Here is an 11,248-nt window from a genome sequence, read left to right on the forward strand (position 1 = left end):
TCTTGCGTCGATCAGGCGAACGACTTCTTGAACGAAGTGGCGGCGGCAAGCAGTTCGGCTTCGGCGTCCTGGCAGGTCTTCTTGAGTGCCTTCTTGGCGTCGCTGTCGTCGGCCTTGGCGGGCTTGACGTCCCACTTGGCGCCGTGCTTTTCCATCGTTTCCAGCAGCGAGGCGTGGCTCGACTTCAGGTACTGGTGGAAGCCGTGTTCGAACGAGAGCACCTTCTTGACGTCGATGTCGTCCATGAAGCCCTTGTTCACCGCGAACAGCGTGGCGCTCATCAGCGAGATGGGCAGCGGGCTGTACTGGGTCTGCTTCAGCAGTTCGGTCACGCGGGCACCGCGGTCGAGCTGCTTGCGGGTGGCTTCGTCCAGGTCCGATGCGAACTGGGCGAAGGCCGCGAGTTCGCGGTACTGCGCCAGGTCGGTACGGATACCGCCGGACTGGTTCTTCACCAGGTTGGTCTGGGCCGACGAACCCACGCGCGACACCGAGATACCGGCGTTGATGGCGGGGCGGATACCGGCGTTGAACAGGTTGGTTTCCAGGAAGATCTGGCCGTCGGTGATCGAGATCACGTTGGTCGGAACGAAGGCGGACACGTCGCCGGCTTGCGTTTCGATGATCGGCAGTGCGGTCAGCGAACCGGTCTTGCCCTTGACTTCACCCTTGGTGAAGGCTTCGACGTAGTCGGCGTTCACGCGGGCTGCGCGTTCGAGCAGGCGGCTGTGGAGATAGAACACGTCGCCGGGGTAGGCTTCGCGGCCTGGCGGGCGGCGCAGCAGCAGCGAGACCTGGCGGTATGCCACGGCTTGCTTGGACAGGTCGTCATAGACGATCAGTGCGTCCTGGCCGCGGTCGCGGAAGTATTCGCCCATCGTGCAGCCCGAGTAGGCCGACACGTATTGCATGGCTGCCGATTCGGAGGCCGATGCCGCCACCACGATGGTGTAGTCCATCGCGCCGGCTTGTTCGAGAGCGCGCACCACGTTCTTGATCGACGAAGCCTTCTGGCCGATCGCAACGTAGACGCAGGTCATGTTCTGACCCTTCTGGTTGATGATCGCGTCGATGGCCACCGCGGTCTTGCCGGTCTGGCGGTCGCCGATGATCAGCTCGCGCTGGCCGCGGCCGACGGGCACCATCGAGTCGACGGACTTCAGGCCGGTCTGCATCGGCTGGTCGACGGACTTCCGTGCGATCACGCCCGGAGCGACCTTCTCGATCACGTCGGTCATCTTGGCGTTGATGGGACCCTTGCCGTCGATCGGCTGGCCCAGTGCGTTCACCACGCGGCCGATGAGCTCGGGGCCGACCGGCACTTCCAGGATGCGGCCCGTGCACTTGACGGTGTCGCCTTCGGAGATGTGCTCGTATTCGCCCAGAATCACGGCGCCGACGGAGTCGCGCTCGAGGTTCAGTGCGAGGCCGAACGACGGCGTACCGTCTGCGCTCGGCGGGAATTCGAGCATTTCGCCCTGCATCGCGTCCGACAGGCCGTGCACGCGCACGATGCCGTCAGTCACCGAAACCACGGTGCCTTCGTTGCGGATGTTGGCGCTGACCCCGAGGCCCTCGATGCGGCTCTTGATCAGTTCGGAAATTTCTGCGGGATTGAGTTGCATGACTCTTTCCTTCTTTCTTTGTAAGGCGATGGAGACCGTCAGGCCGCCAGCGCAACTTTCATTTGTTCAAGGCGCGCTTTGACGGAGGTGTCGAGCACCTCGTCGCCGACCACCACACGAATGCCACCGATCAGTTCCGGCTCTTGCTGGACCGTGACCTGGAGCTTGCGACCGAAACGCTTTTCGAGCGCGGCCGACACGTTGGCGAGGGCCGCGGCATCGATCGGGAAGGCGCTGTAGACAACGGCGTCGGACGAACCGCTCTTCGCGTTGGCCAGTGCCCGGAACTGCTTCGCAATTTCCGGCAGCACCGAAAAACGTCCGTTCTCGAGGAGCGCACCCAGGAAGTTCTGGGCGGGAGCGGCGAGCGGTGCACCGAATGCACCGGCGACCACGCCGATCACCTGTTCGGCCGTGGCCTTGGGGTTCTCGGCGAACTGCTTGAGCTCCGGGCTGGCCGCGATGGCGGCAACCTTTTCGAGCCAGGCGCTGGTGCCGGCGAGGTCGGACGACGACGCCTTGAAGAGCGCCTCGGCGTAGGGGCGTGCAATGGTGGCGAGTTCTGCCATGGCTTCTATCAGAGTTCGGTCTGCAGACGGGCGAGCAAATCGGCGTGAACGCCTGCATTCACTTCCTTGCGCAGAATCTGCTCCGCGCCCTTGACGGCCAGCGCGGCGACCTGCTCGCGCAGGGCCTCACGGGCCTTCAGTGCCTGCTGGTCGGCTTCGACGCGTGCGGCTGCAACGATCTTGTTGCCTTCCTCGGTCGCGCGGGCCTTGGCCTCTTCAACGATGGCCTGGGCGCGACGTTCGGCGTCGGCAAGACGCTGTGCGGACTCGTTGCGTGCCTGGCCCAGTTCGGCTTCCACGCGCTTGTTGGCGGCGGTCAGCTCGGACTTGGCCTTGTCGGCGGCAGCGAGGCCTTCGGCGATCTTCGCAGCGCGGTCGTCCAACGCCTTCGCGATCGGCGGCCACACGTACTTCATCGTGAACCCGACCAGGATCAGGAACACGATCATCTGAACGATCAGGGTACCGGTAATGCTCACTTTTCACCCTCTCTATGGGATTGAATCGAAGCCATTCGCTAGGGGCTCTAGAGAACGACGACGCAGGTCCGACGAGAAAGACTTACTTCGGCAGGTTGGCGATTTGCGACAGGAACGGGTTGGCCGTTGCGAACCACAGGGCGATACCGGTACCGATAATGAAAGCGGCGTCGATCAGACCAGCCAGCAGGAACATCTTGGTTTGGAGTTCACCCATGAGTTCGGGCTGACGTGCGGCCGACTCGAGGTACTTGCTGCCCATGATGCCGATGCCGATACATGCGCCAACAGCGCCCAGACCGATGATCAGGCCGGCGGCCAGTGCAACAAAGCTAATAACTTCCATGATGACTCCTAGAGGACTTTGGTTGAAGAGAAAAACAAAAACAGAAACGAAAACTGATGATCAGTGGTGATCGTGGGCCTGGCCGATGTAGACCAGCGTCAGCATCATGAACACGAAGGCTTGCAACGTGATGATCAGGATGTGGAAGATGGCCCAGGCCGTGCCCGCGATGATGTGGCCGATGGCCAGGCCGATGCCGGTGGCCGACATGGACCAGGCACCGCCCATCAGGGCGATCAGCAGGAAGATCAGTTCACCGGCGTACATGTTGCCGAACAACCGCATGCCGTGCGAGACCGTCTTGGCGACGAACTCGATCATCTGCATGGCGAAGTTGAAGGGGTACAGCGCCCAGTGGTTGCCGAAGGGGGCGGTGAATAGCTCGTGCACCCAGCCGCCAGCGCCCTTGATCTTGATGTTGTAGTAGATGCAGATCAGCAGCACGGCCACCGACATGCCCATGGTCACCGAGAGGTCGGCCGTGGGCACGACGCGCAGGTAGGCGTGGTGCGGGTCTTCGCCGGCGAGGCCGAAGATCTTGGCCCAGATGGCCGGGAACAGATCGACCGGGAACAGGTCCATCGCGTTCAGCAGGAAGATCCAGACGAAGATCGTGAGTGCCAGCGGGGCCACGAACTTGCGGCTCGTGGCGTTGTGGACGATGCCCTTGGCCTGCTGGTCGACCATTTCGACCAGCAACTCGACCGCCGCTTGAAAACGGCCGGGAACGCCCGAAGTGGCCTTGCGGGCGGCAAGCCACAGCAGCCAGCAGCCCAGGATGCCGAGCGAGATCGAGAAGAAGAGCGAGTCGAAATTGAAAACCGTAAAGTCAGCCACACCTCCAGGCTTGGAGCTTTGCAGGTGCGTCAAGTGGTGAACGATGTATTCACCCGCGGTCTGACTATGTTCCGCAGCGTTTTCAGCAGCCATTCCGTTACTCGTCTCTCTGTTTCCGGCGCCGGGGCGAGAACATCACCGCCAACCAGGCCGCCTTCATTGTCACCACCAGGCCGACCAGCATTGCTGGCCAGCTCAGCGCCGTAATCAGCCTTGGCGCAGCGATCAGCATCGCCACAGACAAGGCCATCTTGACCATTTCCCACAGGAAGAACCCGAACACCGCAGTACCCGGATTCAGGGAAGAAAACCGACCGGTCAGCCCCCGTGCGAACACCGCCGATGGAATGACCACCGCGATCGCACCGTAAGCGGCGGACCAACCCAGATTTTGCCTCCCCGTCAGCCCCCAGATGGCCAGAGCCACCAGCAGACCGACAACCAACTGCCCCGCGACCACCCGCCAGGGGGAGATCGAAGGGTTCTTTGCACGCAGTTCACGCGCCTCCTCGGCGGTCAACGGCTTGAATTCTGCGTCGAGGTCTTCAGCGACCTCCGAGTCTTGTCGGGCGATTGTTTTCATTTTGAATGAAGCCCGGATGACGACCCAGAATTTCTACAAAGCCATTGATTATAAGTAAAAACCCAACCCATCCCGCCACCCCACGTGTCGCGCATGCAAATCGCTCCTGCATTCCCTGACGCGAGCCCGACCCGGCGCACGCAACCATAATTCCTGCATGCACCCTATCACCGACGCCCTGCCCGCCACGCTTTGTTACCTCGATGGCGAGTACACCGCGCTGCGCGACGCGAAGATCAGCGTCCTGGACCGCGGCTTCATTTTCGGCGACGGCATCTACGAATACGTCCCCGTCTACTTCGGCCAGCCCTTCTGTTTCGAGGAGCACATGGCCCGGCTCGACCGCTCGCTCGCAGAGCTGCAGATCGAGAACCCGCTCTCGCTCGCGCAGTGGCGCGAGATCGTGATGCGGCTGGTCGCTCCCGGCGGCGAAGCGCCACAATCCGTTTACTTTCAGGTGACACGCGGCGTGGCGCCGCGCGACCACGCCATGGTGCGCGGCATTCGCCCCACGGTGTTCGTGATGGTGAACCCGCTGCCGCCCATCTCCGAGGCCGTGCGCGCCAAGGGCGTGGCCTGCGTGACGGCGGAAGACTTCCGCTGGCAGAAGGCCCACATCAAGAGCACCAGCCTGCTGGGCGCCGTGCTCGCGCGGCAGATCAGCGTGGAAGCCGGCGCGGCCGAGACCATCATGTTCCGCGGCGAATGGCTCAGCGAAGCCTCGTCGAGCAATGTGTGGATCGTGAAGGACGGCGTGCTCGCCGGCCCGCCCAGGGACAACCTCGTGCTGACCGGCATCCGCTATGGCCTGCTGGAGCGCCTGTGCGAGGAGCATGGCATTCCTTTCACGCTGCGCCGCATCTCGCGCGACGAGGTGTTCGCCGCCGACGAGCTGCTGATCTCCTCGGCCAGCAAGGAGCTGCTGCCCGTGGTCACGCTCGACGGCAAGGCTATTGGCAACGGCCGCCCCGGCCCCATCTACAAGAGCTTGTACGCGGCCTACCAGGAGGCCAAGCTACGCAACGCACAGAAGCACGGAGTCCCGGCATGACCGACAACACGACCACCACCGAAACCACCTCGATCCCCGACCCGCGCAAGGAGTCGCTGATCGAGTACCCCTCGCAGTTCCCGATCAAGGTGATGGGCGCCAAGGTCGACGGCTTCGTGCACGCCGTCACGCAGATCGCCGAGCGCTTCGACCCCACCTTCGACGCCACCACCGTCGAGCTGCGCGACAGCAAGGCCGGCAACTACCTCGGCGTGACCATCACCGTCACGGCCACCAGCCGCGAACAGCTCGACGACCTGTACCGCGCGCTGTCGTCGCACCCGCAGGTCAAGGTCGTGCTTTGACCCGCCTGCGGCACGTCGCGGCGGCGCTCTGCGCGGGTGGCCTGCTGGCCGCCTGCTCGACGCCGCCGAACCCGTACTACGACGCCAGCCGCAGACACCACCGGCCCGACGGCTTCCAGGACAACTACGTCGACTTCAAGCCCAAGAATTTCTTCACCGACGTGCTGCTGGGCTGGCAGATTCCTTCGTGGTTCAAGGGCCTGCCGCCCGCGTCCGAAGCGCCACCGCCGGTGGTCGCGCCAGACCTCGCCTTCATTGCGTCGAACACCGGCGCAAAGGCCCGGCCCGCCGCCACCTTCATCGGCCACGCCACCGTGCTGGTGCAGGTGCCGACCGCGAACGGCAGCCTCAACGTGCTGACCGATCCGGTGTTCGGCGAGCGCGCCTCGCCCGTCTCTTTCGCGGGACCGAAGCGCTTCCAGCCGCCCGGCGTGGCCCTGAAGGACCTGCCGCGCATCGACCTCGTGCTGGTCAGCCACAACCACTACGACCACCTCGACGAGGACAGCGTGAAGGCGCTGAATGCGCAGGCCGGCGGCCCGCCGCTGTTCGTGGTGCCGCTGGGCATCAAGCCGTGGCTCGCGGAGCGCGGCGTCACGAACGCGGTCGAACTCGACTGGTGGGACAGCGTCACGCTGCCTGCCACGCCTTCGGCAGCTTCCGCACAGCCGCTCGTCCAGCGCAACGGCGCGGGCATCGACGCTGGCGCCAACAGCGACGCGGTGCAGGTGTTCCTGACACCCGCGCAGCACTGGAGCGCCCGCGGTCTTGGCGACCGCATGAAGACGCTCTGGGGCGGCTTCGCGCTGCTTTCGCCGAAGCTGCACGTGTTCTATTCCGGCGACACCGGCTACTCGAAGGATTTCGCCGACATCCAGGCCCGTCTCGCGCCGCGCCAGGCCGACGCGCAGGGCGGCGGCTTCGACCTCGCGCTGCTGCCCGTCGGCGCCTACGAGCCCCGCTGGTTCATGAAGGACCAGCACGTCAACCCCGACGAAAGCGTGCGCATCCACCGCGAGCTGCACGCCAGGCGCAGCCTGGGCGTGCACTGGGGCACCTTCTCGCTCACCGACGAAGCGCTCGACCAGCCGCCCAAGGACCTTGCCGCAGCCCGCAAGGCCCAGGGCGTGGCGGACGACGCCTTCTTCACGCTCGCCATCGGCGAGACCCGCAAGCTGCCCGCGCGGCAGGCCACGCCATGACAGACACCGCCGCCACCGTTCCCGCCATCGAGCTGCATCCGATGGGCCGCGTCGACTACGCGACCACTTTCGCGGCCATGAAGCAGTTCACGCTCGAGCGCACGCCCGAGACGCCCGACGCGCTGTGGATCTGCGAGCACGCGCCGGTGTTCACCCAGGGCATTGCCGGCAGGCAGGACCACCTCCTGAACCCCGGCGCCATTCCCGTCGTGCAGACCGACCGCGGCGGCCAGGTCACCTTCCACGGCCCCGGCCAGGTGGTGGCCTATCCGCTGATAGACCTGCGGCGCGCCGGCTATTTCGTGAAGGAATACGTCTACCGCATCGAGGAATCGGTGCTGCGCACCCTCGCCCACTTCGGCGTGACCGGCCACCGCGTGCCGGGCGCGCCGGGCATCTACGTGCGCCTGGACGACCCGTTCTCGCACGCGATGCTGAAGGCATCGCCTTTGCCTGGTTCAGCCCTGGCCGGCCCGCTGCCCGCCGCCGACCCGTTCCGGGGCCTCGGCAAGATCGCCGCGCTGGGCATCAAGGTGAGCCGCCACGCCACTTACCACGGCGTGGCGCTCAACGTCGAAATGGACCTCGAACCCTTCTCGCGCATCAACCCTTGCGGCTACGCGGGGCTGCAAACGGTCGACCTTTCTACAATCGGCATTCAAACCACATGGGAAGAAGCCGCCACGGTGCTGAGCCAGAAGCTCCGCGCCTTCCTGGCGCCTTGACATACCAATGAGCACCACAGAAGTCGTCCGCGACGCGCAAAGCGCCGAAAACTACAACCCCCTGGCCAAGCAGAAAGCGGCGGCCAAGCTCTCGCGCATCCCCGTCAAGGTGGTGCAGGGCGGCGAGGTGCTCAAGAAGCCCGACTGGATCCGCGTCAAGGCCGGCAGCCCGACCACGCGCTTCTACGAGATCAAGCAGATCCTGCGCGAAAGCAACCTGCATACCGTGTGCGAAGAAGCCTCGTGCCCGAACATCGGCGAATGCTTCGGCAACGGCACCGCCACCTTCATGATCATGGGCGACAAGTGCACGCGCCGCTGCCCGTTCTGCGACGTGGGCCACGGCCGCCCCGATCCGCTCGACAAGGACGAGCCGCTCAACCTTGCCAAGACCATCGCCAAGCTGCGCCTGAAGTACGTGGTGATCACCAGCGTCGACCGCGACGACCTGCGCGACGGCGGCAGCCAGCACTTCGTCGACTGCATCAGGAACATCCGCGAGCTCTCGCCGATGACGCAGATCGAGATCCTGGTGCCCGACTTCCGCGGCCGCGACGACCGCGCGCTGGAAATCCTCAAGGCCGCGCCGCCGGACGTGATGAACCACAACCTGGAAACCGCGCCGCGCCTCTACAAGGAAGCGCGTCCCGGCAGCGACTACCAGTTCAGCCTGAACCTGCTGAAGAAGTTCAAGGCGCTGCACCCCGGCGTGCCGACCAAGAGCGGCATCATGGTCGGCCTGGGCGAGACCGATGAAGAAATCCTGCAGGTCATGCGCGACATGCGCGCGCACGACATCGACATGCTGACCATCGGCCAGTACCTGTCGCCGTCGGGCTCGCACCTGCCGGTGCGCCGCTACGTGCACCCCGACACCTTCAAGATGTTCGAGGAAGAGGCCTACAAGATGGGCTTCAGCCACGCCGCCGTGGGCGCGATGGTGCGGTCGAGCTACCACGCCGACCAGCAGGCGCATGCGGCCCAGCAGGCCGTGACTCACCAGGCGTGAGCAGGCAGCCCGCGCGGCCCTCAGCCGCGCGTGGCGTTCTCTTTCATCTTCGCCAGCGCGATGGCAATCGCCGCGCCGCCCAGCGTCTTGATCAGACCCGAGTGCTGCGCATAGAACTGGCTCACCTCGTCGATGATGCCCGCGTGCTGCTGCTCGGCATGCGCGGCGATTTCGGTCACCTGCGCGGGTGACAGCTGCGAGGCCTGGTCGGGCGTGACCTGCGTCTGGCCCGGCTGCAGCATGCGGCCGAGCACGCCGCCCGCCAGCGCCGACGCGGCCGCCGGCCCGAGCGTGGCCAGGATCTGGTTGAGCACGCCGGCCTGCTGCTGCGGCGACGACTGGCCGAACAGCTGCCCGACCATGTCGCCGAAGGGCGGCGTCTGGTCGGAGCGCATGGCCGCCGCGAGCCCCGCTCCGACCTCGCCGGTGGAAGCGTGCTGCGTGACCTGGTCGAGGTGGGCCTCGGGGCTGCTGTTGCCGCCGATGGCCTGCTGGAGGATGTCGAGTAGACCCATGTGGAACTCCTTGTCAGCGGGTCACGAGATGCCAGACCCCGAGCAGCAGGGCCGCGCCGATCACGGAGGCGATGAAGCCGGCGCCCGCGCCCGCAGCGTACAGCCCCAGGGCCTGTCCTGCATAGGTCGCCACCAGCGAACCGGCGATGCCCAGGATGACCGTGAGGATGAACCCCATCGAGTTGTTGCCCGGCAGGACCGCGCGGGCGATCAGCCCCGCGATGAAACCGATCAGGATCGTCCAGATGATGTGCACGAGAAGCTCCCTGTTTGCTGATGGTGACGAGGGCATCGTGGACCGCCCATCCTGAGCGCTGGCTGACGGCTGCGCCCTGCAGGCTCGAGGTCGCCAAGGCGCTGGCCGAAAGCGTGAACATTTCGCTATCCTGCCCTTTGGTTGGTCAAGAAGAAGGAATGACTTTGCAAACGCACCCTGCCGTTCAAGCCGCGATGGAACGCAACTTCGGCGCCATCGCCGACCTGGTCCGTCTCCATGCGCAACACACGCCCGGGAACGCTGCGCTGGCCGACGCCCAGCGCACGCTGGACTACCGCGCGCTGGACGCGCTGATGGACCGCATCGCGGCCAGCCTGCAGCGCGACGGCCTCAAGCCCGGCGACGCCATCGCGATATGCGCGTCTTCGTCGGTCAACTATGCGGCGGTGTTCCTGGGCGCGCTGCGCGCGGGCGTGGCGGTGGCACCGCTGGCGCCCGGCTCCACACCGGCCAGCCTGGCCCGCATGATCGACGACGCCGAGGCGCGCATCCTGTTCAGCGACGCATCGGCGGCCGAGGTGATCGGCCCCGCCAGGGAAGGCGGCATCGCCCGCGTCGCGCTCGACGGTTCCGCCGTGGGCCGCGGCTTCGAAGGCTGGCTCGCGCCGGCGGGCACGCAGCCCGCGCCCGTGGAGGCGCAGCCCGCGTGGGCGTTCAACATCATCTATTCGTCGGGCACCACCGGCGAGCCCAAGGGCATCGTGCAGGGCCACGGCATGCGCTGGGCCCATGTGCAGCGCGGCGCCAAGTACGAGTACAGCCCCGACACCGTCACGCTGCTGTCGACGCCGCTCTACTCCAACACCACGCTGGTGGTGTTCTTCCCCACCATCGCCTTCGGCGGCTGCGTGGTGCTGATGCCCAAGTTCGACGCGCTCGGCTACCTGCAGCTGGCCGCGCAGCGCCGCGTGACGCACACCATGCTCGTGCCGGTGCAGTACCAGCGGCTGATGGCGCACCCGCGCTTCGACGAGCACGACCTGTCCGCCTTCCGCCACAAGTTCAGCACCAGTGCGCCCTTCAGCGCCGCGCTCAAGGCCGACGTGCTCAAGCGCTGGCCCGGCGGGCTGGTCGAGTTCTACGGCATGACCGAAGGCGGCGGCACCTGCATCCTGGAAGCGCACCTGAACCCGGCCAAGCTGCACACCGTGGGCCGCCCCGCCGAGGGCAGCGACATCCGCCTGATCGACGAGCAGGGCAACGAACTGCCGCGCGACAACACCGAGGTGGCCGGCGAGGTGGTGGGCCACTCGGCCGGCATGATGACCGGCTACCACCGCCAGCCCGAGAAGACACGCGAGGCCGAGTGGTTCGACGCCACCGGCAAGCGCTTCATCCGCACCGGCGACGTGGGCCGCTTCGACGCCGAGGGCTTCCTCACGCTGTTCGACCGCAAGAAAGACATGATCATCAGCGGCGGCTTCAACATCTATCCCAGCGACCTCGAGGCGGTGCTGCGCGGCCATGCGGCGGTGGCCGACGCGGCCGTGGTCGGCGTGCCGTCGCAGCAGTGGGGCGAGACCCCGGTGGCCTTCGTGGTGCGCCGCGAGGGCGACGCCACCACCGAGGCCGCGCTGCTGCAATGGACCAACGACCAGCTCGGCAAGACCCAGCGGCTGGCGCGGCTGAGCTTCATCGACGAGCTGCCGCGCAGCGCGATCGGCAAGGTACTGAAGCGCGAATTGCGTGAACGCGATCACGGCTGACGCGTCGCCGCCCTGAAAA

General features: G+C 65.9%; 14 protein-coding genes. 6 read left to right on the plus strand and 8 right to left on the minus strand.

Translation table 11 applies throughout. The annotated features are described in order from the left end of the window. Window positions 1-11: 11 nt before the first annotated feature. The 6 genes from atpA to AC1RVW_RS20420 form a co-directional block, all read right to left on the minus strand. Window positions 12-1,625 (minus strand): F0F1 ATP synthase subunit alpha, encoded by a 1,614-nt coding sequence (atpA, locus tag AC1RVW_RS20395; RefSeq protein ID WP_106936601.1) that lies wholly within the window; start codon window positions 1,623-1,625, stop codon window positions 12-14. Window positions 1,626-1,663: 38 nt separating this feature from the next. Further along, entirely contained in the window at window positions 1,664-2,194 is a 531-nt protein-coding gene (locus AC1RVW_RS20400) for a F0F1 ATP synthase subunit delta (RefSeq protein ID WP_081266098.1), read from the minus strand. A gap of 8 nt (window positions 2,195-2,202) precedes the next feature. Continuing rightward, the gene (locus AC1RVW_RS20405; protein ID WP_081266099.1) at window positions 2,203-2,673 is read right to left on the minus strand and encodes a F0F1 ATP synthase subunit B; all 471 of its coding nucleotides are present in this window, start codon (window positions 2,671-2,673) and stop codon (window positions 2,203-2,205) included. An 82-nt stretch (window positions 2,674-2,755) separates the two neighbouring features. Next, the gene (gene atpE / locus AC1RVW_RS20410) at window positions 2,756-3,019 is read right to left on the minus strand and encodes a F0F1 ATP synthase subunit C (RefSeq protein WP_019657641.1); all 264 of its coding nucleotides are present in this window, start codon (window positions 3,017-3,019) and stop codon (window positions 2,756-2,758) included. A 60-nt stretch (window positions 3,020-3,079) separates the two neighbouring features. Next, on the minus strand, window positions 3,080-3,949 hold the full coding sequence (atpB, locus tag AC1RVW_RS20415) for a F0F1 ATP synthase subunit A (RefSeq protein ID WP_081266100.1): 870 nt from the start codon (window positions 3,947-3,949) through the stop codon (window positions 3,080-3,082). Between the two features lie 4 nt (window positions 3,950-3,953). Beyond that, window positions 3,954-4,439: an ATP synthase subunit I gene (locus AC1RVW_RS20420; RefSeq protein WP_081266101.1), complete on the minus strand. Its 486-nt coding sequence runs from the start codon at window positions 4,437-4,439 to the stop codon at window positions 3,954-3,956. A 157-nt stretch (window positions 4,440-4,596) separates the two neighbouring features. On the opposite strand from AC1RVW_RS20420, the gene AC1RVW_RS20425 reads away from it, so the two are divergent. From AC1RVW_RS20425 to lipA, 5 genes are read left to right on the plus strand one after another with little or no spacing between them, the layout of a single operon-like run. Continuing rightward, window positions 4,597-5,490 (plus strand): D-amino acid aminotransferase, encoded by an 894-nt coding sequence (locus tag AC1RVW_RS20425; protein WP_493202115.1) that lies wholly within the window; start codon window positions 4,597-4,599, stop codon window positions 5,488-5,490. Continuing rightward, window positions 5,487-5,795, plus strand: a complete 309-nt coding sequence (locus AC1RVW_RS20430) for a YbeD family protein (protein WP_081266103.1) — start codon at window positions 5,487-5,489, stop codon at window positions 5,793-5,795. The genes AC1RVW_RS20425 and AC1RVW_RS20430 overlap by 4 nt, the downstream gene beginning before the upstream one ends. After that, window positions 5,792-6,997, plus strand: coding sequence for an MBL fold metallo-hydrolase (locus tag AC1RVW_RS20435; RefSeq protein ID WP_493202117.1), 1,206 nt, complete (start codon window positions 5,792-5,794; stop codon window positions 6,995-6,997). Before AC1RVW_RS20430 ends, AC1RVW_RS20435 begins: the two co-directional genes overlap by 4 nt. After that, a complete protein-coding gene (gene lipB / locus AC1RVW_RS20440; RefSeq protein WP_493202119.1) occupies window positions 6,994-7,722 on the plus strand; it encodes a lipoyl(octanoyl) transferase LipB in 729 nt (242 codons plus the stop codon). The genes AC1RVW_RS20435 and lipB overlap by 4 nt, the downstream gene beginning before the upstream one ends. 7 nt (window positions 7,723-7,729) lie before the next feature. Continuing rightward, window positions 7,730-8,731 carry a lipoyl synthase gene (gene lipA / locus AC1RVW_RS20445; RefSeq protein WP_106936598.1) on the plus strand — a complete coding sequence of 334 codons (1,002 nt, stop codon included), beginning with the start codon at window positions 7,730-7,732 and terminating at the stop codon, window positions 8,729-8,731. A 20-nt stretch (window positions 8,732-8,751) separates the two neighbouring features. Here lipA and AC1RVW_RS20450 read toward each other — a convergent pair whose 3' ends face one another. Together AC1RVW_RS20450 and AC1RVW_RS20455 are read right to left on the minus strand one after the other, a co-directional pair. After that, window positions 8,752-9,246 carry a hypothetical protein gene (locus tag AC1RVW_RS20450; RefSeq protein WP_285413160.1) on the minus strand — a complete coding sequence of 165 codons (495 nt, stop codon included), beginning with the start codon at window positions 9,244-9,246 and terminating at the stop codon, window positions 8,752-8,754. 13 nt (window positions 9,247-9,259) lie between these two features. Further along, window positions 9,260-9,502: a GlsB/YeaQ/YmgE family stress response membrane protein gene (locus AC1RVW_RS20455; protein WP_081266107.1), complete on the minus strand. Its 243-nt coding sequence runs from the start codon at window positions 9,500-9,502 to the stop codon at window positions 9,260-9,262. Between the two features lie 194 nt (window positions 9,503-9,696). Between AC1RVW_RS20455 and AC1RVW_RS20460 the strand changes: the two genes are divergently transcribed. Next, a complete protein-coding gene (locus AC1RVW_RS20460) occupies window positions 9,697-11,229 on the plus strand; it encodes a class I adenylate-forming enzyme family protein (protein ID WP_493202163.1) in 1,533 nt (510 codons plus the stop codon). Window positions 11,230-11,248: the final 19 nt, after the last annotated feature.

It is taken from the genome of Variovorax sp. MPBD4-3 (assembly GCF_058809745.1).

Excerpts from the sequence above, each read along its gene's own strand:
- atpA (WP_106936601.1), bottom strand. The coding sequence starts at position 1,625 with ATGCAACTCAATCCCGCAGAAATTTCCGAACTGATCAAGAGCCGCATC.
- AC1RVW_RS20400 (WP_081266098.1), bottom strand. The coding sequence starts at position 2,194 with ATGGCAGAACTCGCCACCATTGCACGCCCCTACGCCGAGGCGCTCTTC.
- atpE (WP_019657641.1), bottom strand. The coding sequence starts at position 3,019 with ATGGAAGTTATTAGCTTTGTTGCACTGGCCGCCGGCCTGATCATCGGT.
- atpB (WP_081266100.1), bottom strand. The coding sequence starts at position 3,949 with ATGGCTGCTGAAAACGCTGCGGAACATAGTCAGACCGCGGGTGAATAC.
- AC1RVW_RS20420 (WP_081266101.1), bottom strand. The coding sequence starts at position 4,439 with ATGAAAACAATCGCCCGACAAGACTCGGAGGTCGCTGAAGACCTCGAC.
- AC1RVW_RS20425 (WP_493202115.1), top strand. The coding sequence starts at position 4,597 with ATGCACCCTATCACCGACGCCCTGCCCGCCACGCTTTGTTACCTCGAT.
- AC1RVW_RS20430 (WP_081266103.1), top strand. The coding sequence starts at position 5,487 with ATGACCGACAACACGACCACCACCGAAACCACCTCGATCCCCGACCCG.
- lipB (WP_493202119.1), top strand. The coding sequence starts at position 6,994 with ATGACAGACACCGCCGCCACCGTTCCCGCCATCGAGCTGCATCCGATG.
- lipA (WP_106936598.1), top strand. The coding sequence starts at position 7,730 with ATGAGCACCACAGAAGTCGTCCGCGACGCGCAAAGCGCCGAAAACTAC.
- AC1RVW_RS20450 (WP_285413160.1), bottom strand. The coding sequence starts at position 9,246 with ATGGGTCTACTCGACATCCTCCAGCAGGCCATCGGCGGCAACAGCAGC.
- AC1RVW_RS20460 (WP_493202163.1), top strand. The coding sequence starts at position 9,697 with ATGGAACGCAACTTCGGCGCCATCGCCGACCTGGTCCGTCTCCATGCG.